This is a genomic window from Kutzneria sp. NPDC052558 (genome assembly GCF_044547355.1).
Lineage (GTDB): Bacteria > Actinomycetota > Actinomycetes > Mycobacteriales > Pseudonocardiaceae > Kutzneria.
Genome location: NZ_JBIUAG010000006.1, coordinates 89,240 through 113,073, shown reverse-complemented (window position 1 = coordinate 113,073; position 23,834 = coordinate 89,240). Strand labels below are relative to the sequence as shown.

The window sequence follows — 23,834 nt, the reverse complement described above, 5'->3', positions numbered from 1 at the left end:
ACCGGGCGCCGGCCTGGCTACCGTCCGCGCCATGAAGGCACGCAAACTCGCGATCGACGGCGCCATCGAGTTCACGCCGACGGTCTTTCCCGACAAACGGGGTCTGTTCGCATCGCCGTTGCAGGAGCCGGCCTTCTCCGAGGCCGTGGGGGCGCCCTTCCAGCTGGCCCGGACGATCCACAGCACCTCGCACCGCGGCGTGATGCGGGGCATCCACTTCACCACCACCCCGCCCGGCTGCGCCAAGTACATCCACTGCGCCCGCGGCCGGGCGCTGGACTTCGTGGTCGACACCCGGGCCGGCTCGCCGACCTTCGGCCGGTGGGACGTCGTCGAGCTGGACGAGGTCTCGGTGCGCGCGGTGTACCTGGCCCCGGGCCTGGGCCACGCGTTCATCTCGATGGCCGACGACACCATCATGTCCTACCTGTGCTCGGCGATCTACGTGCCGGCCGAGGAGCTGTCGGTCAACCCGCTGGACCCGGCGGTCGGCCTGCCGGTGCCCGAGGACATCCAGCCGCTGCGCTCCGAGCGCGACACCGTGGCGCCGACCCTGGCCGAGGCGCTTGCCCAGGGTCTGCTGCCGGATTACGAGTACTGCCAACGGCATTTCCCCATGCCCTGACCGATGTTCTGGTGGTACCACCAGAACCGGCCGGCCGATCCGCTGTGGACACCGCGGCGCTGCCTACCGTGGCCGCGATCAGATCCCACCGCAAGAGGAGTCTCCCATGACGGATGGCGCCATGGCTCCAGGGTTGAGCGGATCGGCGAGCGATCCTGAGATGCACGTCCGAACCGTCGAGTCGGCGCAGTCGGTCGGGGGGCTCGCCGAGTTCGACCAGTGGTACGACGAGTGCGGCAAGCAGAACTACACCGACGTCGCCCGGGTGCCGCTGGAGGACCTGGCCGGCTGGCGGACCGACCCGGCCACCGGCAACATCGGCCACCACAGCGGCAAGTTCTTCACCGTGCAGGGCCTTCAGGTGCGGCTGCCCGGCGCGGCGGTGCCGGCCTGGACCCAGCCGATCATCAACCAGCCCGAGGTCGGCATCCTGGGCATCCTGGTCACGGAGTTCGACGGGGTGCTGCACTGCCTGATGCAGGCCAAGGTCGAGCCGGGCAACGCCAACGGGGTGCAGCTCTCGCCGACCGTGCAGGCCACCCGCAGCAACTACACCGGGGTGCACAAGGGCAAGACCGTGCCCTACATCGAGTACTTCCGGGACCGCGACCGTCCACATCGGATGATCGCCGACGTTCGGCAGTCCGAGCAGGGCGCGTGGTTCCACCGCAAGCGCAACCGCAACATGATCATCGAGGTGTTCGAGCCGGTCGAGGTGCTCGAGGGCTTCGTGTGGCTGACCATCGGCCAGGTGCACGAGCTGCTCCAGGTCGAGGACCTGATCAACATGGACGCCCGGACCGTGTTGGCCTGCCTGCCTTTCGCCGGCGCGCAGCCGACCGGGGCCGCCGCCGGCGCCGACGACTTCCGGGCCGCGCTGATCCGCTCCTGCGCGGGCGGCCGGGGCAGCCGGCACAGCATGGGCGACATCCTGGCCTGGATCACCGACGTGCGCACCCAGTACGACGACGTGCAGGCGGCCATGATCCCGCTGGACCAGGTCCGCAACTGGCGGCGCAACCAGGAGGCCATCTGGCACGAGACCGGCGCGTTCTTCCGGGTCATCGGGGTGGACGTGCGGGCCGGCGGCCGCGAGGTCGGGCAGTGGATGCAGCCGATGATCGAGCCGCTGGGCGTCGGGCTGGTCGCCGTGCTGGTCAAGCGGATCGACGGCGTGCTGCACGTCCTCATGCACGCCCGGGTCGAGGCCGGCTACCTGGACGTGATCGAGCTGGGCCCGACGGTGCAGTGCACCCCGGAGAACTACGACCACCTCACGCCGGCCGCCCGGCCGCCGTTCCTGGACGAGGTGCAGGCCGCCGGCCCGGACCAGATCCGTTACGACACGGTGCTGTCCGAGGAGGGGGGCCGGTTCTACCACGCCCGCAACCGGTACCTGGTCGTCGAGACCGACCGCGACGTGCCGGTCCAGCAGTACCCCGACTACCGGTGGATGACGCTGTCGCAGCTGGGAGAGCTGTTGCGGCACAGCCACTACGTCAACATCCAGGCCCGCAGCCTGATCGCCTGCCTGCACAGCCTGTTGAGCAAGCAGGCCGTCTTCGCCTGAGTCTCCCCACGACAAAGGTGCCGCCCCCATGCCGGGGCGGCACCTTTGTGTTGTGGCTCAGCGGTGTTGCTCGGCCAGCCGCAGCAGCGTGAGCACGGAGTCGTTGGGGCTGGGCGTGTCCAGCATCTCCTGCCGCAGCCGACCCGCGCCGTCGGCGAAGGCCGGCTCGGTCAGCAGCCGGTGCACGCCGTCCCGGATCTGCTCGGCGGTCGCGGTGGTGGAGTGGGTGTAGAGCCCGGCCTTGACGCTCTCCATCGCCTCCGCGAACGCGAACAGGTCGCTGTCCTTGTTGGGCAGCATGTACTGCGGCACGCCGTGCAGCGCCGAGGTCATCCGGGTGCCGGTGCCGACGTGGTGGATGACCGCCGAACACTCGGGCAGCACGGCGTTGAGCGGCACGAAGCCGACCAGCCTGGTGTTCGAGGGCACGCTCGACGGGTCGACCTCGTTCGGGTCCAGCGTGGCGATGATCTCCGCGTCGAGATCGCCAAGGGCGGCCATGATGTCCCGCACCGGCAGGTACAGCGAGTCGCCGCGGTAGGACAGGCCGGTGGTGAGCAGCACCCGGGGCCGCTCGGGCCGGCGCGCCGCCCAGGCCGGGGCGATCGACGGGCCGTGGAAGGGCGTGAACCGCACCGCTTCCCGGTGCGAGGCCAGGGGAAGTTGCAGGCTGGCCGGCACCAGGTCGGTGCTCCACTGCCCGGTGACCAGCTCCTCGTGGTACTCGCGCCCGTAGCGGCCGACGGCCTGGGCCAGCCAGTCCCGCAGCGGGTCGATGTCGGCCCGGTCCGGGCTTTCCCCTTGCAGCGTCAGGAAAGTGGTCCGCATGGTGTCGTAGACGTCAACCGCCCACACCAGCCGGGTGTGCGGGATGCCCAGCACGTGGCCGGCGATCGCGCCGGCGATGCTCAGCTGGTCCCAGACGATCAGGTCCGGCCGCCAGTCGCGGCAGTAGTCGACCAGGTCGGCGACGAAGCCCTCGCTGGAGTAGATGTCCCACGCCATCCGCATGGCGTCCCATTTGGACAGTGCCTCGTCCCAGTCGGTCTGGTGCGGCAGCGCCCGCGACCAGTTGGACATCTCGGTGTCGAACACGCCTTCGCGCTGCAGCCGGCGCACCGTGTCGGCCAGGTCGTGGTCCTGGCCGACGCCGACCGCGGTCAGCCCGGTCCGGCTGATCGCCGTCCCCATGCCGGGGTTGCTGGCGACCCGGACCTCGTGTCCCGCCGTGGTCATCGCCCACGCCAGCGGGACCTGCACGTACAGGTGGGAGTTCTCCGACAGCACGACGAACAGAACCCGCACGCCGTTCCTCCTTACACGAGAAAGAGGTCGGCCCGACACACCGGTCGGGCCGACCTCGGCGGGGTCGACCGGTCAGAGGGTGCGCAGGACCTCGCGCAGGGCGCTGATGACCTTGTCCTGGGTGCCCTCGTCCAGCGAGGCGTACATCGGCAGCGAGAAGATCTCGTCGGCCAGCTTCTCGGTGACCGGCAGCGAGCCCTTCTCGTAGCCCAGCTTGGCGAAGCCGGTCATGGTGTGGCACGGCCAGCGGTAGCTGACGTTGAGCTGGATGTCGTAGCCCAGCAGGCGCTCCAGGATCTGCTCGCGCTTGGGGTGGCGGACCACGTAGAGGTAGTAGACGTGGTCGTTGCCCTCGGTGATCTTCGGCAGCACCAGGTCGGTGTCGGCCAGCCCCTCGTAGTAGCGGTCGGCCACCGCGCGGCGGGCGGCCAGGTAGCCGTCGAAGCGGGTCAGCTTGCGGCGCAGGATCTCCGCGTGCACCGCGTCGAGCCGGCTGTTGTGGCCGGGGGTCTCGACGACGTAGTACTGCTTCTCCATGCCGTAGTAGCGGATCCGGCGCAGGCTGGCGGCGACCTCGTCGTCGTTGGTGATGGTCGCGCCGCCGTCGCCGTAGGCGCCCAGCACCTTGGTGGGATAGAAGGAGAACGCCGCCGCCTTGCCGGTGGTGCCGGCCAGCACGCCGTTCTGCCTGGCGCCGTGCGACTGGGCGCAGTCCTCGAAGATCGTCAGGTTGTGCTTGGCCGCCAACGCCTTCAGCGGCTCCAGGTTCACGCACTGGCCGTACAGGTGCACCGGCACGATGCAGGTGGTGCGCTCGGTGATGGCCGCCTCGACGAGGTCGGTGTTCATCAGGTAGTCGTCGGGGTTGATGTCGACGAACACCGGGATCGCGCCGATCTGGTCGATGGCGATCACGGTGGGGGCCGCGGTGTTGGACACCGTGATCACCTCGTCGCCCGGCTTGACGCCGATGGCGCGCAGGCCGAGCACGATGGCGTTGGTGCCGTTGTCGTTGCTGACGCAGTGCTTCACGCCGTGGTAGGCGGCGTACTCCTCCTCGAAGCCCTGCACGCTGGGGCCGAACACGAGCTGGCCGGAGCGGAAGACGGTGTCCACCGCGTCCAGGATGTCGTCACGCTCGTTCTCGTACTCCTGCTTGTAATCCCAGACGAGGGTGGTCATCGCCGTGCTACCTCCTGTTGGTTGATCAGTGCTTCCATGCGGTCGGCGGCCTCGACGGCTCCCGGCAGACGCACGTGCTCGCTCATCGCGCGCGCGTTCGCCGCGATCGAGGAGTCCGCCAGCACGGCAAGTGCCTCGTCCCGCACCGCTTCCGCCGTCAGATCCCGGTCCAGGATCTGGCGGCCCACCCCGAGCCCGACCACCTGGTGGCCGGCGATCTCGGTGTCGTCTTCTCCGGTCACCACGAGCAGCGGCACGCCCCAGTGCAGGCTCTGCATGATGCTGCCCACGCCGCCCTGGTTGATGAACAGGCTGGCGTGGCGCAGCACCGAGTGCTGGTCCAGCCAGCGGTGAACCTCCACAGTGGACGGAAGAGGCTCGAGCGCGCTCGGGTCGCCGTCCCGGCCGATGGTCATCACCACCCGCCACGGCAGGTCGCCGACCGCCTTGATCAGCAGCCGTAGCACCTCCGGCCGCTTGTTCGTGGTGGTGCCCAACGAGATCAGCACCACCGGCCGGTCGTCGACCGGCGTCCAGGTCCCGGTGAACTCGCTGTCCCGGAAACAGGGGCCGGCGAACACGACCGAGTCGTCGAACTCCTCGGCCCGGAACTGGAAGGCCTTCGGCACGAAGGCGACGCTGAGCGCGCCGTCGCCCGGCGCCGGCGCGTCGTGCTCGACGACCAGGTCGGCCGCGCCGGCCTGCTCGATCAGCTCGTCGATGCGACGGCCAAGCGACAGGAAGTCGGCCATGTCCGGCTCGGCCTCGTCCGGCCGCGCCGCCTCGGTCAGCCGGTCGATCGGAACCGTGTCGCTGCCGGCGAAACCGGCGTAGAGCGGCACCAGCGGCACGCCGAACCGGCGGGCGCAGATCCGGGCGGTGTCGGAGACCAGCACGTCGTAGCCGATCAGGTCCGGCGGGTCCTGCGCCAGCAGCGCCATCGCGGCCGGCAGCGGGGTGAAGCTCTCCTCGGTCAGGGCCAGCACGGAGTCCCGGGCGCTCAGCGGCATCGGGTACTGGTCAAGGCCGGACTTGTGGGCGACCACCGTCGCGCCGGTCTCGGCCACCAGGTCGGCGTACTGCTCGCCCACGAAGTAGGTGACCCGGTGACCGCGCCGCACGAGCTCGGCGACCAGCCCCAGCGTGGGCTTGACGTGCCCGTACAGCGTGAGCCCGAACAGGGCCAGGTGTTTGGGGTTCATCGGGGCTTCGATCCCTCGGCAGCTCGGGCGGTCTTGTCGTTTCGGTGGCCCGATGCTGGCAGCGCGCGAACCACGAGCCGAGAGCCGTCGGCCGGTGACTGAGGAAATCGCTAGATGTGCCCCTGGCCGGGGCGAACCGGGCCCGCGGTGACTGTAGGGAGGTTCCTACATCAGTCCTGTTACCCCAGTGGGGTTCGGCAACGCGCGTGGCAACCATGTCGTCCGCGTTTACCCACATGCCAGGGAGCGGAGCGCGCATGAAGATTGTCGGTAACGGGTTTCTTGCACGCCATCTCTCGATGGCGTTCGGCGACAGGTTCCCGGATGTCACCGCCATCGCGGTCGGCGTCTCCAGCACCGTGAACGGCACGGTCGAGGAGTTCGACCGGGAGGCCGCCGCGGTGTACGAGGTGCTGCGGGACTGCCGGGAGACCGGCCGGACCGCGCTGTACTTCTCGACCGCGTCGGCCGGCATGTACGGTGCCCCGGACTCGCCGGGAACCGAGGAAGGCCCGGTTTTTCCGCAGACCATCTACGGCCGGCACAAGCTGGCCATCGAGGCGGCCATCGCGGTGTCCGGAGTGGACTGGCTGGTGCTGCGGCTGAGCCACCTGGTCGGGGACTGGCAGCCGCCGCACCAGCTGCTGCCGTTCCTGGTGTCGATGGTGAAGTCGGGCGAGGTGACGGTGTTCCGCAACTCGCACCGGGACCTGGTCGACGTCCGGCACGCCGTGGAGGTCATCGACACGCTGTTGACCAACAACGTCCGGCGCACGATCGTCAACATGGCCTCCGGCGTGCCGGAGCCGATCGAGCGCATCGTGCGCGGCATCGAGTCGCGGCTGGGCGTCGAGCCCAACTGGAAGGTGGTGGACCGGCCGTCGGACACCACCGTCGTCTCGACCGAGAAGATGCGGCAGCTGGTGCCGGCCGCGAACAACTTCGGCTTCGGGCCGCGCTATCTGGACGATCTGCTCGACCGCTACGTCGGCCCCTCGGCCGACAAGCGCATCGACGGCCCGACCCCGGAGGTCGTGCGGACCCGGTCGTGACGAGGGCGGCGGGCAGGCCGTGGCCGGTGATCGTTTCGCACCGGGCCGGCCGCACGCCGCTCTCTCGCGTCCGGCCCCGGCCCGCGTCGCGCCGGGCTGTCTTCACCGCGTTGAACTGTCTCCACCGTGCCGGCCCGCGTCGTCCCGCCTTCCCGCGGCGGCCCGGTCCCGGCGCTCGTGATCGCCTTACCGGCCCGCTGACCAGGTGAACACCGTCATGGGGACATCGCATCCTAAAAGTGGGACATTGATGTACCATTATGGCATCCGCGCCACTCGCTGAAGGAGAACCCGAGATGGCACAACCCAGTCCACCGGCCAGTCCACCGGCCCCGCGCTGGCAGAACCTGCACGACCTGCTGGCGTTCATCCGGCCACACCGCCGCAAGCTGTTGCTGGGCTTCCTGTTCGGCTTCGGCACGACGGTCACCTCGCTGGTCACCCCGATGGCGACCAAGTGGGTGATCGACGGGCTCGGCGACAACAGCGCGCTGGGCATGGCGGTGGCCCTGCTCGCGGTGCTGCTGGTGCTGGGCGCGGTGTTCGCGGTGTTCCAGTGGATCCTGCTCGGCACCATGGCCGAGCAGGTCGTCTACGAGGCCCGCACCAAGATGGTCCGCCAGCTGTTCCGGTCCAAGGTCGGCGAGCTGACCAAGCGGCCGAGCGGCGAGCTGGTGGCCAGTGTCACCTCGGACACCACCCTGTTGCGCCAGGCCGCATCCACCAGCGTGGTCGACCTGATCAACGGCATCATCGCCCTGATCGGCGGCCTGGTGCTGATGGCCACCCTGGACTGGGTGCTGCTGCTGATCACGGCCGGCGTCATCGCCGTCGTCGCGGTGGCCATCGCGGTGCTGTCGCCGCGGATGGCCCAGGCGCAGCAACAGGCCCAGGACGCCATCGGCCGGCTCGGCGGCTCGCTGGACGGCGCGCTGCGGGCGATCCGCACCGTCAAGTCCAGCCGGGCCGAGAACCGCGAGAGCAAGCGGATCCTGGCCGAGGCCGGCGAATCCCGCGACGAGGCGGTGCGCGCGGTCCGGATCGAGGCCACCACGATCACCGTGGCCAACGCCGGCATGCGGTTCGCCATCATGGTCGTGCTCGCGCTGGGCGCGCTGCGGGTCGGTGCCGGCGACCTCACCGTGAGCGCCCTGGTCGCCTTCCTGCTTTACGCCTTCCAGATCTCGGAGCCGGTCACCGCGGTGACCACCACGGTCAGCCAGCTCCAGTCCGGCTTCGCGGCCGCGGCCCGGATCCGCCAGGTGACCTCGCTGCCGGCCGAGATGCCCGATGAGACCCCCGCCGTCGACGCCCCGGTGTCCGCCGGCGCCAACGGCAGCCACGTGCTGGCCTTCCAGAACGTCACCGCCCGCTACGCCCCCGGCGCCGATCCGGTGTTGACCGGCGTGAGCCTGGACATCGCCCGCACCGGACACACCGCCATCGTGGGGCCCTCGGGCGCGGGCAAGACCACGATGTTCTCGCTGATGCTGAAGTTCTTACACCCCGACGGCGGCGACCTGACGCTCGACGGCGTGCCGTTCAGCCAACTGTCCATCGAGGACGTTCGCAAGCGGATCGTCTACGTGGAGCAGGACGCGCCGCTGCTGCCCGGCACCATGCGGGAGAACCTGCGCTACACCCACCCCGACGCCGACGAGGACGCCTTGTGGGCGGCGCTGCGCACCGTGCGGATGGACGAGCGGGTGCGCGCCATGCCGGAAGGCCTGGACTCCAAGGTGTCCGGCACCGCCGTCTCCGGCGGCGAGCGCCAGCGCATCGCGCTGGCCCGGGCCCTGGTCACCGACCCGGAGATCCTGCTGCTGGACGAGGCCACCGCGCAGCTGGACGGCCTGACCGAGTCCGCGGTGCAGGAGGCCATCTCCCGCATCGCGGCCAAGGGGGCCGTGGTCACCATCGCCCACCGACTGTCCACAGTGATCGATGCGGACCAGATCGTGTTGATGGACAAGGGAAGGTGCCGCGCGCGGGGCACCCACGCCGAGCTGTTCGACGCCGACGAGCTCTACCGCGAGCTGGTGCTGGCGCTGCGCATCCAGACCATCACCCCGAGCGCGGCCGACCTGGCCGACGAGCAGCAGCCCGAGATTGCGAGGTAGGAACGTGCGTAGAACAGCACTTGTCGTGCTGTCGGTGGCGCTGGCGGCCGGCCTGGCAGTGCCGGCCGCCGCCGCCCCGACCCCGCCCGCGCCGCCGATCCCGCTGGGGCAGGTGGTTCCCGCGCCGGTCAGCGTGCGCCCGAACGCCGCCGTCGGCTACAACCTGTCGCCCACCTCGGTGATCTCCTACGGCGTGGGCGATTCCGCCACCCGGCAGATCGCGCAGTCGCTGGCCGGGCAGTTGCGTCCGTCCACCGGCTACCCGTTGCCCGTCGTGCCGGCGGCGCCGTTCGTGTCGCTGCCCGGCATCAGCCTGACCGTCGGCGGCGGCGACGCGTCGTGGGGCAGCGAGGGCTACCAGTTGGCCGTCGACAACAACGGCGTGCACATCAAGGCCAACAGCGCCAACGGTGTCCACGACGGCGTGCAGACCCTGCTCCAGCTGCTGCCGGCCAAGTACGCGGCCAAGTCCTGGCAGCGCGGGCCGTGGCCGGTGGCCGGCGGCGAGATCACCGACTATCCGCGCTACTCCTACCGCGGCGCCCTGCTCGACGTGGCCCGGCACTTCTTCACCGTGGCCGAGGTCGAGCGCTACATCGACGAGATCGCCCGCTACAAGATCAACTATCTTCAGCTGCACCTGACCGACAGCCAGGGCTGGCGCCTGCAGATCAACGGCTGGCCCCGGCTCACCTCGATCGGCGGCAGCAGCGGCGTGTCGGCCGGCGGCGTCCGGGCCGGCTACTACACCCAGGCCGACTACGAGCGGATCGTCCGCTACGCCTCGTCCCGCTACATCACCGTCATCCCCGAAATCGAGGGTCCCGCGCATTTCAACGCGGCCCTGGCCTCCTACGCCGAACTCAACTGCGACGGCGTGGCCGCCCCGCTCTTCCAGGGCGTCGGCGCCAGCCCGCACGAGTACGCCTGCGTGACCAAGGACATCACCTACACGTTCGTCGACGACGTCATCCGCCAGGTCGCCGCGCTCACCCCTGGCCCCTACCTCAGCATCGGCGGTGACGAGGCCGCCGGCATCCCCGCCGCCGACTACGCCACCTACCTCCACCGCGTGCAGGCCATCGTCGCCAAGTACGGCAAGAAGCTCGTCGGCTGGCAGGAGACCGCCGCCGCCGTCGATCCCGCCGACACCCTCATCAACGTCTGGATCCCCGACCCCGACGACGCCGGCCTCAAGGCCGCCCCCGCCCGCGGCGGCAAGCTCATCATGACCCCGGCCTGGACCTCGTACATGGACATGCAGTACTCCGTGGACCAGCCCGCCCCCGGCGTCGGCAACAACTGGGCCGGCTACATCGAGGTGCAGGACGCCTACAACTGGGACCCCGACACCACCCAGGACGGCGTCTCCGGCCCCGGCGTCGCCGGCGTCAACATCCCCCTGTTCACCGAGTACGTCGCCACCCCGGCCGAGATCGACTCCCTGGTCTTCCCCCGCCTTCCCGCCATCGCCGAACTCGGCTGGTCGCCGCCCGCCACCCACGACTGGACCTCGTTGCGCACCCGCCTCGCCGCCCAGGCCCCGTTCTGGGACCAGACCGGCGTCCACTTCTACCGCTCCCCCCAGATCCCCTGGCCGGCCCGGTAGCCCGACCGGCCATGAACCGACTGTGCCGCAGCCCGCCGGGGCTGCGGCACAGTCGGTTCGCGGTGCGGAGTCAGCCGTTGACCGCGGACCACCGGAGCACGCCGTTGCCGACGGACATGCCGCCGCCGAAGGCGGAGAGCAGGACGATGTCGCCGTCCCGCACGCGGCCGGAGCGGACGGCGGCGTCGAGGGCGACGGGGACCGAGGCGCTGCCGACGTTTCCGTACTGCTCGACGGTCTTGGCGGTGTGGGCGCCGGTCAGGCCACAGAGGACGACGAGCTCGTCGAGCAGGACGCTGTTGGCCTGGTGCGGCACGAAGACGTCCACGCGGTCGGTGTCGAGACCGACGGTGGCGAGCAGCTTGTGCAGGGTGGGCGGCACGCTGTCGAAGACGAAGTCGCGCACGCCACGGCCCTGCATGGTGAAGAAGTGGCCGCCGTCGGCGAGGGTCCGGGCGGTGGGCGGGACGCGGCTGCCGCCGGCGGGGACCTTGATCAGATCCTGGTGTTCGCCGCTGGTGGCCAGTTCGATGTTGAGAATGCCGTAGTCCTCGGCGACCTCACCGACGACGGCGGCCCCGGCGCCGTCGCCGAACAGGGCGCAGGTGCGGCGGTCGGTGAAGTCGAGGATGCGGGAGTAGATGTCGGCGGCGATGACCAGCGCCCGAGTGCCGGGGTGGGTGGCGACCAGGCTGCGGCCCAGCTCCAGGGCGTAGACGAAACCGGCGCACACGACGTTGACGTCGAGGCAGGCGGCGCTCTGGGCGCCGAGCAGCTGCTGGACGACGCTGGCGGTGGGGGGCTGCGGGAAGTCGCCGGTGGAGGTGGACACGATCAGGTAGTCGACCCGGTCGGCCGACAGGCCGGCGTGCTCCAGCGCGGCCCGGCCGGCGGCGGCGGCGAGGTCGGAGGTGGCCTCGTGCTCGGCGGCGAAGCGGCGGCTGCGGATCGCGGTCTTGCGCAGGATCCACTCGGGGGTGGCGTCCGGCGTCATGGCGGCGATGTCCTCGTTCGTCACCACCCGCTCGGGCAGGTACGAGCCGGTGCCCAGCAGTCCGATGGGGCGCGTGCTCATCGTGTTTCCTCCAGCGAGGTTCGGCCTGGCCGCGTGACGTGCCGGCAGGGATGTCCTCAGCTGTCGGCCGCCAGAGGGTAAGCGCGCTCCCGCGGCCGCAGACCGGGTCGAGCCCGGCTGACGGGGTGAATCACCAGAGTTGACGCTCAGTCCGGGTCGGCCAGCACGCCGCGTTCGAACGTGCGGATCACCAGCTCCACCGCGGTGTACCGGTGGGCGTCGTCCTCGCGCACGGCCTCGACGCCGGCGTAGACGAGCCAGCCCAGCACCCGGTTGATCCAGGTGGCCGGGGTGTCGGCGGCGAAGTAGCCCTCACGCTGGCCGCGCTCGATCAGCCGCAGCACCGGCCGGTCGGCCGACTCGACGCCGGCGATGACCTGGTTGCGCACCTGGGCCTCGCCGGTCAGGAACATCAGCACCGGGCTGAAGTCGAAGTACGCCCGGATCACCCGCCGCAGCGCCTGGTCTGGGGTGCCGGTGTCCAGCGCGGCCTCCTCGACGGCCCGGGTCATCGTCTCCACGGCCTGCTCGGCCAGCGCGGCGATCAGCTCGGAACGTTCGGGGAAGTAGCGGTGCAGGGTGCTGCGGCCGATGCCGGCGGCCTCGGCGATGTCGCTGAGCGACGCGCTGGGCCGCTGCCCGAGCACGGTGAACGCGGCGTCCATGATCGCCTTGCGGGTGCGGGCCCGGCTGGCCGACTCCTGCGTCGCATTACTGGACATGTGAACACTGTAGTAGACGGCATGATGTTCGGCGATGGGACATTGATGTACCATCATGGTACCTAGGCGTCGCCGCTCGTCGTAGGAGGTTCCCGCATGGCCGAAACCCGGCGCCGGCGGCGCAGCGTCCGCCCGGTGTTGCGGACAGGCGGACGACAGGCGGACGGACCGTTACGCGGCAAAGAACTTCGGCCGTGGCGGCGCGACAGCCCTGCTGTGCCAACGTATGTCCGTACGGACACGAAACACGTCGCGGACATCCCTTGCCGCGGCGCGGTCGGCAACGGGGCCGTCCGCCCTGAGGTAGAAGACGTGCGCGGCCGAACATGACCGGGGCTCGCCCCGGATCATGTTGCCCGCACGGCGATCGCGGCCGTCGGCGTCAAGCTCACGCGGCCGCCGAAGCTCCCCCGGCCCTCAGACGTTGCCCGAAAATCCCCTTGTCCGCAAGGAGTCCTGGTGGGACACCGCGTGACCGTGTCTGGTCGAACGGGTAGCGGAAGGGCCCTCATGGTCCCTGATGTTGACGAAGGCCGCTATCCAGTGGCTACATTCGACGTGGATCACGCTGTGGACTTACTGGGGAAAGCGACACGCGCTTGCGGGCGGTCGGGGCGTAGGGGCGCGTCCGTCTTCGCCGCCGGGAAGCGAAGTGCCTTGCGTCATAGCTGTGAAGGGCAGTGACGATGGAGCCTGAGCTCAAGCTGGTCAAGCCGCACGAGCCGAACTCATCGGGCCTGGCCGAGCGGACGGCCGAGCTGGCCGCGCTGGAGAGCGTGCTCACCACGTGCGCCCAGGGCCGGGGAAGCGCTGTCCTCGTCACGGGTCCGGTCGCCACCGGCAAGACCGAGCTGGTCAACCACTTCGTCGAGAACATGGTCGCCGACGACGCGGTCACGCTGACCGCGACGGCGGCGCCGCACGCGCTGCCCTTCGCCGTGTTGCGCCAACTTCTGGACAATGCGGCGATTCGGGACCGTGCCGTCGAAATCGTCGAACTCGTCAACGACGCGGTCGAGTGGGCGCTGACGCTGGACGGCGACGACGCCGAGATGAGCCGCCTGAGCACCCGGGTGATGGCCGCGGTGCGGACCGCGGTGGCCAAGCTGACCCGCGACACCCCGGTGATCGTCGTCGTCGACGACGTGCAGGACGCCGACGCCGCTTCGCTGCTGTGCCTGACCGATCTGGTCCGCGCCACCTACCAGGAGCGAGTGGTGTTCGTGTTCGCCGCCCAGCACCAGCTGGGCCCGAACACTGCTCTGTTCGGCGAGCTGCTGCGCCATCCGAGGTACCAACGGCTCTGGCTGCGGGCGCTGGCGTTGGCCGGCGTGCAGGAAGTGTTGTCCGGCAGCCTGTCCACGTCCGTGGCCCGCCGGCTGGCCGGCCCGGCCGCCGCCGTCTCCGGCGGCAATCCCTTGCTGCTGCGGGCCCTGCTGGTCGACTACGGCGTGGCCGCCGGCTCGGGCGGACGGCTGACGGTCGGCCGCTCGTACACCGACGCGGTGGCCAATTGCCTGCGCCGGTCGGACGAACTGGCCCTGCCGGTCGGCCGCGGCATCGCGGTGCTCGGCGAGCATGCCTCGGTCGGGCTGCTGGCCGATCTGCTCGACGAGGACGGCGACCGGGTCTCGGCGATCGTCGAGCTGCTGGGCGACGCCGGCGTGCTGGACGGGGTGGCCTTCCGCCACGAGTCGGTGGCCACGGCCCTGCTCACCGCCATGGACACCACCGAGTTCGAGGACCTGCACCACCGCGCCGCCCAGTTGCTGCTGGACGCCGGCGCGCAGGCGATCCCGGTGGCCGAGCACCTGGTCGCCGCCCGGCGCGGCGACTACCCGTGGAGCGTCGGCGTGCTCGTCGAGGCGGCCGAGCTGGCCTCGGCCGGCGACCGCGTCAGCTTCGCCACCCAGTGCCTGCAACTGGCCGTGGCCTGCTGCCCGGACGAGCGCCGTCGCGGCAAGATCGTCACGATGCTGGCCGGCATGGAGTGGCAGGTCAACCCGACCGCCGGCGTCCGCCACCTGGACCGGCTGGTCGCGGCCATGCGGGCCGGCGAGCTGGCCGAGCGCGACGCCACCGAGCTGGTGCACAACCTGTTGTGGCACGGGCGGACCGACGACGCCCTGCACATGATCGAGGTGATGGCGTCCGCGAACTCGACCAGCCTGCGCACGGCCATCGAGCGGCGGATCATCGCGCTGACCGTCTCCGCCTCGTTCCCCACGCTCAACCAGGAGGTCCGGACCGCGCTGCTGGCCGCGCCGGTGGTGTCGGGGGCGGTGGCCGAGCCGCGGCTGCAGGCCGCGTCGGCGCTGGCCACCGTGCTCACCCGCGGCGTGGACGACGAGACGCTGGCCGACGCCGAGCAGGTGTTGCAGAGCACGCGGCTGACCGCCACCACGGTGGTCCCGCTCAAGTCGGCGGTGCTCGCCCTGGTCTACGCCGACCGGCTGGACAAGGCGGTTCCGTGGTGCGACACGCTGCTCAAGGAGGCCCACGACCGCCGGGCCCCCGGCTGGCACACCCGGATGAGCGAGGTGCGCGCGCTGGTCGCCGTCCGCCAGGGCGACCTGCCGCTGGCCGTGCGGTGTGCCAAGGCCGCCTTCGCGGCGTACTCCGCGCCCTACGGCGGCGGTGTGGGCATCGGCTCCATGCTGGCCGTGCTGATCTGCTCCGCGGTCGCGATGGGCAACATGACCGAGGCGGCCGAGTACGTGGCCCGGCCGCTGGGGCAGGCGGTGCTCAAGACCCGGCACGGGCTGCACTACCTGCACGCGCGGGGCCACTTCCACCTGGAGTCCGGCCACGCCCGGGCCGCCCTTGCCGACTTCCTGGCCGCCGGCGACCTGATCCGGCAGTGGAACATGGACCGGCCCACGGTCGTGCCGTGGCGCAGCAGCGCGGCCTCGGCGTTACTCGAGTTAGGCCACACCACCCAGGCCAGAGCCTTGGTGGACAAGGAACTGGCCATCGCCGGCGCGGCCAGCTCGCGGGCCCGGGGCAAGGCGCTGCGGGTCAAGGCGGCGGTCAGCGAGCTGGAGCTGCGGCCCGCGCTGCTGCAACTGGCCGTCGACGACCTGGAGGCCGCCGGGGACCGGCTGTCCATGGCCCAGGCGCTGGCCGAGCTGAGCATCGCCCAGGGGGCGTCGGGGGAGCAGGACAAGGCGTGGACCACGGTCCGCCGGGCCTGGCTGATCGCCAAGAGCTGCCAGGCCGAGGCCCTGTGCCAGCAGCTGATGAAGCACTCCACCGTGGCCGGCCCGATGGCCGGATCCACGCCGCGGGCCGAGTCCGCCCAGGCGCTGAGCCGGGCCGAACGGCGGGTGGCCAAACTGGCCGCGATCGGCTACACCAACCGGGAGATCGCCGCCCGGCTCTACATCACCGTGAGCACCGTCGAACAGCACCTGACCAGGGTGTACCGCAAGCTCAACGTGAACCGGCGCAGCGAGCTGTCGGTCAGCCTCCAGTCCGATATCGCCACCAGCGCCTGAACCTGGGTGTAGCACTAGATTCGGTCTCACGCCCGCCGGCCTGACCGGATATCCGTGCCATCCTGCCCGCGCCGCCAGATGGGATCGACAACGGGAGGTTTGCCTTGTCCGCCAGGAACTTTCACGACCTGAACCGGGCGATAGGCCAGCTGCGCCGCTGCATCGACGCGCTGCACCGGACGCACGGCGGCGGCGCGGCCGTCGGCCGGCTGGCCAATTCCTTCGAGCGGCTGGAGATCGACGCCGCCGAACTGTCCACACTGGACCGCGCCCGGCCCAGGGAGCGCAACGTCGTCTACATCACCGACGAGCCCTACGATCCGGTGATCTGGCACGGCGCCGACGACGAGGGCGTCGGCGGCCACCGCCTCGGCCCCCACCACGCCGAGCTCTGAGCCCCCCCGCCACACCGCTCGCCCCCAGCCCCCCAGCCCCCAAGATCAAGGGACCGATCCTCTCGTTCAACGTCATGAAGGGCCCCATCATGACGTTCAACGCCAGTATGGGGCCCTTCATGACGCTCCGATCACCGCCGCAGCGGGGAGGTCCCGCTCAGGCAGCTGCGTCCCCGACCGCCGCGCTTGGCCGCCAGCAGGGCGGCGTCGGCGGCCATCAGCATGGGCTCCAGGTCGCTGCCCGCGTCCCGGGTGGCGACCCCGACCGAGGCGCTCAGCCCGGTCAGGGCGACCTGCCCGTCGCGGGCGCTGACCGTGTCCAGCCGAGTGCCGCTCAGCTCGGTGTTGATCCGCTGCGCCACGTCGAGGGCGGCGTCGGCGTCGGAACCGGGCAGCAGGGCCAGGAACTCGTCGCCGCCGTAGCGGGCCAGCAGGTCACGGCCGCGCGTCACCGACCGCAGCACGGTGGAGAACCGGCGCAGCGCCTCGTCGCCGGCCAGGTGACCGTGCACGTCGTTGATCCACTTCAGCTTGTCCACGTCGGCGATGAGCAGCGCCACCGGACCGCTCTCCTCGGCCAGCAGCCGGGTGGCGTGGTGATCCCAGGCGCCCCGGTTGTAGAGGCCGGTCAGCCAGTCCAGACCGTCGTGGATCAGCGGCCGGCCGCAGGTCGGACACACCGCCTGCGAGCACTCGCGGGCGGCGCGGCGGGCACGGAGCCGGCGGTCCAGGCCGAATAGCACGGTCCTTCACTTCCCAGCGACGAGGTGTACGGGCTTGCTGACAGACGGTAGCCAGCCGAGCGTGGAGCAGTCCACGTGCGGATTGCACACCCGGGCCGGCCCGATCAGGCCAAGCGCACATGGGCCGGGCCCGCCACGCTGAGTAGCATCCGACCTCCCCTGTGGAAGGACCGGAGATGGTTTCCGACGATTTCGCCCTCTCGCGTGTGCCGGCGTCGGCGCGATACCCCTGGCTGTCGGTGGCCACCCAGCGCTTCGGCCAGATCTCCGGCCTCAGCCAGTTCCTGCTCGGCGCCACCCTGGGCTTCGGGCTGCCGTTCTGGCAGGCCTTCCTGGCCTTCACGCTCGGCGCGGTGCTGCTGGAGCTGGTGGCCATCGCGGTCGGCGTCATCGGCCAACGTGAGGGTCTGTCGACCTCGGTGCTGGCCCGCTGGACCGGCTTCGGCCGCGGCGGCGCGGCGGTGGTCGGCCTGGTCATCGGCCTGTCGGCCACCGGCTGGTTCGGCGTGCAGTCGCAGCTGGCCGGCAGCAGCCTGGCCCGGCTGCTGGGCCTGCTCCCGGTCTGGGCCTGGTCGCTGCTGTTCGGCCTGCTGGTCACGCTGATCGTCAGCTACGGCTTCCGCTGGATGGCCTGGACCGCCTACCTGACCGTGCCGGCGTTCCTGATCCTGGCCGGCGTCTCCGTGATCACCGAGCTCGGCCGGCACGACCTGGGCACGCTGCTGACCGACGCGCCGCCGGGCCCGCAGCTGACGCTGGTGCAGGCGGTCACGCTGGTGGCCGGCCAGTTCATGGTCGGCGCGGTGATCACCCCGGACATGACCCGCTTCAACCGCTCGGCCGCCGACGTGGTCAAGCAGACCGTCCTGGGCATCACGCTGGGGGAGTGGGTGATCGGCTCGGTGGGCGTGCTGCTGGCCCACGCCGTGCGCAGCAGCGACGTGTCGGCCATCGTCACCTCGTCCACCGGCCTGATCGGCATGATCGTGATCGTGGCGGCCGCGCTCAAGGTCAACGACTGGAACCTGTACGTGTCCTCGTTGGGACTGGCCAACTTCCTGTCCACGGTGTTCGGGCGCACCGTCCACCGGGCCCGGCTGTCGGTGGTGCTGGGCGTGCTGGGCAGCGTGCTCGGCGCGGTCGGCATCCTGTCCGGCTACACCGGGTTCCTGTCCCTGCTGGCGGTGGCCTTCCCGCCGATCCCGGCGATCATGGTGGCCGAGTACTTCGTGGTCAAACGATGGCGCGGGCAGCTGGCCGCCGGCGCGCTGCCGGCGACCTCGCCGACCTGGGTGCCGGCCACGCTGGTCATCTGGCTGGTGGCCTCGCTGGCCGGCCGGTTCGTCACGATCGGCCTGCCCAGCGTCAACGCGCTGATCGCGGGCTTCCTGCTGTACGTGCTGGCCGGCCGGCTGGGCCTGTTGCGCGGCTACGGCACGCATCTCACGGAACCGTTGCCAGCACAACAAAGTGTGGTTCAGTAGGCTGGCCGGATGCGTGTCGGCATCGACGTCGGGGGCACCAACACCGACGCCGTCCTGATGGACGGGACCAAGGTCATCGCGGCGGTCAAGACCCTGACCACGGAGGACGTCACCTCCGGCATCGTGGCCGCGCTGAGAGAGCTCGAGACCCACGCCCGGCTGGCCGACGTGCGCGCGGTGATGATCGGCACCACCCATTTCATCAACGCCCTCGTCGAGGCCAACCGGCTGGCCCCCACCGCCGCGCTGCGCTTCGGGCTGCCGGCCACCGCCGCGCTGCCGCCGATGGTGGACTGGCCGGAGTCGCTGGTGAAGGCCGTGCGCGGGCGTTCCTACCTGTGCCACGGCGGTTTCGAGTACGACGGGCAGACCATCTCCGACCTCGACGAGGCCGAGATCCGGGCCGCCGTCGCCGACATGCGCGAGCACGGCGTGCGCGGCGTCGCCGTCTCCTCGGTGTTCTCGCCGGTCAGCGCCGACCACGAGCTGCGCGCGGCGGAGATCATCGCCGCCGAGGCGCCGGAGCTGGTGGTCAGCCTGTCGCACGAGATCGGCCGGCTCGGCATGCTGCAACGGGAGAACGCCACCATCATCAACGCCGCCCTGGGCGAGATGGCCGTGCAGATCGTCGACGGCCTGGCCGCCGCCGTGCGCGGGGCCGGCATCCAGGCCCCGCTCTATCTGAGCCAGAACGACGGCACGCTGATGGAGATCGAGTACGCCCGGCGCTACCCGGTCGCCACCTTCGCCTCCGGGCCGACCAACTCCATGCGGGGCGCGGCCTTCCTGTCCGGTCTGTCCGACTGCGTGGTGGTCGACGTCGGCGGCACCACCACCGATGTCGGTGTGCTGCAACGGGGATTCCCCCGGGAGGCGGCCACCGAGGTGATCGTGGCCGGCGTGCGCACCAACTTCCGGATGCCCGACGTGGTGTCGATCGGGCTCGGCGGCGGGTCTCTGGTTCGCGGGGACCAGGTCGGCCCGGACAGCGTCGGCTACCGGCTCACCCAGAAGGCGCTGGTGTTCGGCGGCGACGTGCTGACCGCCACCGACATCGGCGTCGCCGCCGGCGCGCTGGACATCGGGGACGCCGAACGCGTGCGGCACCTGACCGCCGACTTCGTGCGGGACGCGCTGGCCGCCATCGAGGCCAAGATCAGCGAGGTGATCGACCGGATGCGCACCTCGCACGAGCTGCCGCCCATCGTCGTGGTCGGCGGCGGCGGTTTCCTGGTGCCCGACGACCTGGCCGGCGTCGGGGCCGTGCACCGCACGGAGCACTTCGCGGTGGCCAACGCCATCGGGGCGGCCATCGCGCAGGTCGGCGGCGAGGTCGACCGCATCTACCCGTTGCAGCCCGGGCGTCGGGACGCCGTGCTGGACGAGGCCAAGCAGGAGGCGGTGGACCGCGCGGTCGCCGGCGGCGCCGACCCGAACCGGGTGGAGATCGTCGACGTGGACGAGGTGCCGATCGCCTACCTGCCCGGCAACGCCACCCGGATCCGGGTCAAGGCCGTCGGCGACCTGATGATGGCGGGGCCGGTGTGAGCCGCGAGCTGACCGCCGAGGACCTCCCCGACATCGCGCGCGGCGCGGCCCTGCTGGGCACCGGCGGTGGCGGCGACCCGTACCTGGGCCGGCTGTTGGTGGAGCAGGAGTACCGGCAGGGCCGCCGGGTCCAGCTGCTCGACCCGAGCGAGATCGCCGACGACGCCCTGGTGATTCCCAGCGCCGGCATGGGCGCGCCGACCGTGCGGGTGGAGAAACTCCCGCGGGGCAACGAACCCAGCCTCGCGCTGCGCACCCTGGAGGAGCACCTCGGGCGTTCGGCCGACGCGACCATGCCGATCGAGTGCGGCGGCTCCAACTCGATGGTGCCGCTGCTGGTCGGGGCCCAGCTCGGGCTGCCGGTGATCGACGCCGACGGCATGGGGCGGGCGTTCCCGGAGCTGCAGATGCAGACCTTCGGCGTGTACGGGGTTTCCGGCTCGCCGCTGGCCTTCAGCGGCGCGCACGACGAACGCGGCGTGATCGACACCGGGGCCGACAACAAGCGGCTGGAACGGCTGGCCCGCGGCGTGACCGTGCAGATGGGCGGCACCGCCAGCATCGCGCTGTTTCCCATGTCCGGCAAGGATGTCCGACGCACGGCCGTGCCCGGCACGATCACCCTGGCCCTGCGCATCGGCCGCTGCCTGCGGGAGTCGCGCGACCGGCACGTCGATCCGTTCGAGGCGCTGGTGGCGCTGTTCAAGGACACCATGTACGAGCACGCCCGGCCGGTGTTCCGCGGCCGGATCGTCGACGTCGAGCGGCGGACCACCGGCGGCTTCGCCCGGGGCAAGGCGCTGATCCAGGCCTTCGGCGGGGATTCCGTGCTGTCGCTTGCCTTCCAGAACGAGCACCTGGTGGCCACTGTGGACGGACGGGTGCGGGTGGTGGTGCCCGACCTGATCACCGTGCTGGACACCGAGACCGCCGAGCCGATCACCACCGAGGCGCTGCGCTACGGCCAGCGGGTCACCGTGTTCGCCGTCTCCGCGCCGCCGATCATGCGCACCCCCGAGGCGCTGGCCGTGTTCGGGCCGCGGCAGTTCGGGCTGGATCTCGACTTCACGCCGGTCGAGGAACTCGAGTGACGACAACCTCCCTGGGGCTGGACGACGTGGACGCGCTGCGCCGTGGCGCGGCCCTGCTCGGCTCCGGTGGCGGTGGCGACGCCCAGCTCAGCGGATTGTGGCTGGCCAAGGAACTCACCGACGGCCGGCGGCTGAGCATGATCGACGCCGACGAGCTGGCCGACGGCTGGGTGCTGACCCTGTGCGCCGCCGGCTCGACCGCCTCGGTGGCCGTGGAGAAGCTGCCGGCCGGCGACGAGCTGAGCCGCTGCGTGGCCATGGCCGAGAAGTACCTCGGCGTCACCATGGACGCGATCGCGCTGCTGGAGATCGGCGGCAGCAACGCGTTGTTCCCGTTCATCGCCGCCGCCCAGACCGGAAAGCCCGTGGTGGACGGGGACCTGATGGGCCGGGCCTTCTCCCGTCTGGACCAGACCGTTGCCGCGCGTGAGGATCTGCTCGGCGCGTGGGTGTGCGCAGAGGCCCATGGCGCGGCGATGGTGGTCGACGGCGTCGACGCCCACACCGCCGAGCGGGTGCTGCGCGGCGCGCTCACTGGCCTCGGCGGCTGGGCCGCGCTGGCCTATCCGGCCATCCGCGCCCCCCGGTTCCGGGAGATCATGTTGCCCGGCACCGTGACCGCGGCGCTGGAGCTCGGCCGCCAGCACCGGATCGGCTCCGAGGGCGGCGACGACGGCGCGGCGCTGGCCGACCGGCTCGGCGGCGTTTTCCTCGGCCAGGGCACGGTTCTCGAGGTCTACCGCTACACCGGCCGGGCTTTCGCCAGCGGCAGCGTCGCGGTGCGCATCGCCGACGGCCAGCACGTGCTGCGGGTCGAGATGCAGAACGAGTACACGATGGTGCTGCACGACGGCGAGGTGGTGGTCACCACGCCGGACGTGGTGTGCCTGCTGGACGCGCACACGTTGCAGCCCATCCAGACCAGCCAGGTGCGGCGCGGGCACGAGGTGGTCGCGCTGGCCCTGCCGGTGCCGGACCGGTTGTGGCAGAAGGACATCGTGCAGCGATTCGGGCCTCGGGCCTACGGCCTGGACGCCGATCCCAGGAGGGCGAGCTGGTGAAGGGCAGTCACGAACCGGTGTCGCTGCGCCAACTGGTGGCGCATCCGGCACTGGACGGCGCGCGAGTCGTCGGGGGCGCGGCCCTGGACGGTGTGGTGCGCAGGGTGACCGTGCGGCCCAGCGTCGACGCCGCCGGGCTCGGCGGCGGGGACCTGATCGTCGTGGCCGGGCTGGAGGACGCCACCGGCTGGCAGGTGGAGGCCGGCATCCGGCGCTGCGCCCTGGCCGAGGTCGCCGGCCTCGTGCTGCCGGCCGGGCGGCGGGATCCCTTGGCCACCAGCATCTTGCTGGCCGAACGCCTCGGCCTGCCGCTGGTGCTGCTGGCCGAGGCGGCCAGCCCGCACGACGTCGCGCTGCGCCTGGCCCAGCTGGTCAGCACCCCGGAAGTCGTGCGCTCCGAACACGTTCTCCGGTTCGTGCGGCGGATTCGGGGGCAGGTCGACAGCCTCAGCTCCGTCACCAAGACCGCGTCCGAGGTGCTGTCCGCGCCGGTGTCGGCGTTGAGCGCCGACGGTGAGCTCGTCACCGGCGGCCACTCGCCGTCGGCCTTCCGGCGTGATCTCACGCTGCCCCAGGTCGTCACCGAGGACGAGACCACCTACGTCATCCACCCGGTGATCGCCGGCTCCGCTCCACTGTGGATAGTCGCCGCGCTGCGGCAGCCGGCCGTGACGATGATCGAGATCGCCCAGGCCGTGCTGTCCGCCGCCGAGCCGTGGGTGCTGGCCTGGCTGGCCACCCAGCGGCTCGACGCCGAACGCGACGCCCGCGCCCGCACCACCCTGCTGGCCGATCTCCTGCGCCTGCGGGAGGATGCCGGCGCCGTCGTGCGGCACCGGGCCGCCATCCTCGGCTGGCGGCTCGACGGCTGGCACATCGGCATCTATCTGCGGCGCCTCAACGAATCCCCGGCCGACAACCTCGCCGACCGCGACGAGGTGCTGCGGGCCCTGGAGGACAGCGGCATCGGCGGTCCGCTCGTCGAGCAGTCCGACGGCTGGGTCGCCTGGCACACCGGCAAGTCCGAGCCGTCCCCGGCCGACGTCAACCTGCTGCTCGGATCCGTCCGGGATGCCTTGGGGCACTTGGGTTCCCGCATCGAGATCGCCGCCGGTGTCGGCCGGGCCGCCGCCGGTACCGGTGGTCTCGGCCGCACCGTCGAAGAGGCCCGCGAGGCCGCCCTGTCGGTCGATCCCACCGTCTCCGACCCCGGCCACGACGCCCTCGTCGCCCACATCGACGCCCTCGGCGTCGGCCGCCTGGTCCGGGCCTGGACCCGGTCCCGGTCGGCCCGGGCCCTGGCCAGCACCCTGCTCGCGCCCCTGGCCGACCAGGACCTGCTGCTCAACACCCTCGACGTCTACCTCGAACACGAGTCCTCGGTCGTCGCCACCGCCGCCGCCCTCGGCCTGCACCGCAACACCGTCTCCGACCGCATCACCCGCACCCAGCGCCTGCTCGGCGTCAACCTCCGCGACCCCGACGACCGGTTGGCTGTCGAACTCGCCTGCCGGACGCTGCGGCCCAAGGTCCGCGAACCCCGTCCGGAGTGA

General features: G+C 71.2%; 18 protein-coding genes. 12 read left to right on the top strand and 6 right to left on the bottom strand.

All coding sequences use genetic code 11. The annotated features are described in order from the left end of the window. The first annotated feature begins 31 nt into the window (after positions 1-31). Both ACIG5F_RS13230 and ACIG5F_RS13225 read left to right on the top strand, forming a co-directional pair. On the top strand, positions 32-625 hold the full coding sequence (locus ACIG5F_RS13230) for a dTDP-4-dehydrorhamnose 3,5-epimerase family protein (protein ID WP_396517877.1): 594 nt from the start codon (positions 32-34) through the stop codon (positions 623-625). 160 nt (positions 626-785) lie between these two features. Then, on the top strand, positions 786-2,195 hold the full coding sequence (locus ACIG5F_RS13225) for an NDP-hexose 2,3-dehydratase family protein (RefSeq protein ID WP_396517876.1): 1,410 nt from the start codon (positions 786-788) through the stop codon (positions 2,193-2,195). Positions 2,196-2,252: 57 nt separating this feature from the next. Here the strand turns inward: ACIG5F_RS13225 and ACIG5F_RS13220 are convergent, their stop codons facing one another. The 3 genes from ACIG5F_RS13220 to ACIG5F_RS13210 form a co-directional block, all read right to left on the bottom strand. After that, complete coding sequence (locus ACIG5F_RS13220) at positions 2,253-3,500, bottom strand: activator-dependent family glycosyltransferase (RefSeq protein ID WP_396517875.1); 1,248 nt, start codon at positions 3,498-3,500, stop codon at positions 2,253-2,255. Positions 3,501-3,572: 72 nt separating this feature from the next. Then, positions 3,573-4,682: a DegT/DnrJ/EryC1/StrS family aminotransferase gene (locus ACIG5F_RS13215; protein WP_396517873.1), complete on the bottom strand. Its 1,110-nt coding sequence runs from the start codon at positions 4,680-4,682 to the stop codon at positions 3,573-3,575. Then, positions 4,679-5,884, bottom strand: coding sequence for a macrolide family glycosyltransferase (locus tag ACIG5F_RS13210; protein WP_396517872.1), 1,206 nt, complete (start codon positions 5,882-5,884; stop codon positions 4,679-4,681). Before ACIG5F_RS13210 ends, ACIG5F_RS13215 begins: the two co-directional genes overlap by 4 nt. 299 nt (positions 5,885-6,183) lie before the next feature. Here ACIG5F_RS13210 and ACIG5F_RS13205 point away from each other — a divergent pair, with 299 nt between their 5' ends. The 3 genes from ACIG5F_RS13205 (at position 6,184) to ACIG5F_RS13195 (ending at position 10,665) form a co-directional block, all read left to right on the top strand. After that, positions 6,184-6,936: an NAD-dependent epimerase/dehydratase family protein gene (locus tag ACIG5F_RS13205; RefSeq protein ID WP_396517871.1), complete on the top strand. Its 753-nt coding sequence runs from the start codon at positions 6,184-6,186 to the stop codon at positions 6,934-6,936. Between the two features lie 296 nt (positions 6,937-7,232). Next, positions 7,233-9,056 carry an ABC transporter ATP-binding protein gene (locus tag ACIG5F_RS13200; protein ID WP_396517870.1) on the top strand — a complete coding sequence of 608 codons (1,824 nt, stop codon included), beginning with the start codon at positions 7,233-7,235 and terminating at the stop codon, positions 9,054-9,056. 4 nt (positions 9,057-9,060) lie between these two features. After that, positions 9,061-10,665: a beta-N-acetylhexosaminidase gene (locus ACIG5F_RS13195; protein ID WP_396517869.1), complete on the top strand. Its 1,605-nt coding sequence runs from the start codon at positions 9,061-9,063 to the stop codon at positions 10,663-10,665. Positions 10,666-10,735: 70 nt separating this feature from the next. Here the strand turns inward: ACIG5F_RS13195 and ACIG5F_RS13190 are convergent, their stop codons facing one another. Beyond that, entirely contained in the window at positions 10,736-11,740 is a 1,005-nt protein-coding gene (locus ACIG5F_RS13190; RefSeq protein ID WP_396517868.1) for a 3-oxoacyl-ACP synthase III family protein, read from the bottom strand. Positions 11,741-11,886: 146 nt separating this feature from the next. Continuing rightward, on the bottom strand, positions 11,887-12,462 hold the full coding sequence (locus ACIG5F_RS13185) for a TetR/AcrR family transcriptional regulator (protein WP_396517867.1): 576 nt from the start codon (positions 12,460-12,462) through the stop codon (positions 11,887-11,889). A gap of 686 nt (positions 12,463-13,148) precedes the next feature. Here ACIG5F_RS13185 and ACIG5F_RS13180 point away from each other — a divergent pair. Further along, positions 13,149-15,959, top strand: coding sequence for an AAA family ATPase (locus ACIG5F_RS13180; RefSeq protein ID WP_396517866.1), 2,811 nt, complete (start codon positions 13,149-13,151; stop codon positions 15,957-15,959). A 104-nt stretch (positions 15,960-16,063) separates the two neighbouring features. Further along, positions 16,064-16,354, top strand: coding sequence for a hypothetical protein (locus ACIG5F_RS13175; protein WP_396517865.1), 291 nt, complete (start codon positions 16,064-16,066; stop codon positions 16,352-16,354). Between the two features lie 131 nt (positions 16,355-16,485). On the opposite strand, the gene ACIG5F_RS13170 is transcribed toward ACIG5F_RS13175, so the two are convergent. Further along, the gene (locus ACIG5F_RS13170; RefSeq protein WP_396517864.1) at positions 16,486-17,097 is read right to left on the bottom strand and encodes a GGDEF domain-containing protein; all 612 of its coding nucleotides are present in this window, start codon (positions 17,095-17,097) and stop codon (positions 16,486-16,488) included. 176 nt (positions 17,098-17,273) lie between these two features. Here ACIG5F_RS13170 and ACIG5F_RS13165 point away from each other — a divergent pair, with 176 nt between their 5' ends. Genes ACIG5F_RS13165 through ACIG5F_RS13145 form a run of 5 tightly spaced genes read left to right on the top strand, consistent with a single transcriptional unit; the run spans position 17,274 to position 23,834 of the window. Then, positions 17,274-18,581 carry a purine-cytosine permease family protein gene (locus ACIG5F_RS13165; RefSeq protein WP_396517863.1) on the top strand — a complete coding sequence of 436 codons (1,308 nt, stop codon included), beginning with the start codon at positions 17,274-17,276 and terminating at the stop codon, positions 18,579-18,581. A 9-nt stretch (positions 18,582-18,590) separates the two neighbouring features. Next, positions 18,591-20,129, top strand: a complete 1,539-nt coding sequence (locus tag ACIG5F_RS13160; protein ID WP_396517862.1) for a hydantoinase/oxoprolinase N-terminal domain-containing protein — start codon at positions 18,591-18,593, stop codon at positions 20,127-20,129. Further along, a complete protein-coding gene (locus tag ACIG5F_RS13155) occupies positions 20,126-21,220 on the top strand; it encodes a DUF917 domain-containing protein (protein WP_396517861.1) in 1,095 nt (364 codons plus the stop codon). The genes ACIG5F_RS13160 and ACIG5F_RS13155 overlap by 4 nt, the downstream gene beginning before the upstream one ends. Continuing rightward, a complete protein-coding gene (locus tag ACIG5F_RS13150; RefSeq protein ID WP_396517860.1) occupies positions 21,217-22,281 on the top strand; it encodes a DUF917 domain-containing protein in 1,065 nt (354 codons plus the stop codon). The genes ACIG5F_RS13155 and ACIG5F_RS13150 overlap by 4 nt, the downstream gene beginning before the upstream one ends. Continuing rightward, positions 22,278-23,834, top strand: coding sequence for a helix-turn-helix domain-containing protein (locus tag ACIG5F_RS13145; RefSeq protein ID WP_396517859.1), 1,557 nt, complete (start codon positions 22,278-22,280; stop codon positions 23,832-23,834). Before ACIG5F_RS13150 ends, ACIG5F_RS13145 begins: the two co-directional genes overlap by 4 nt.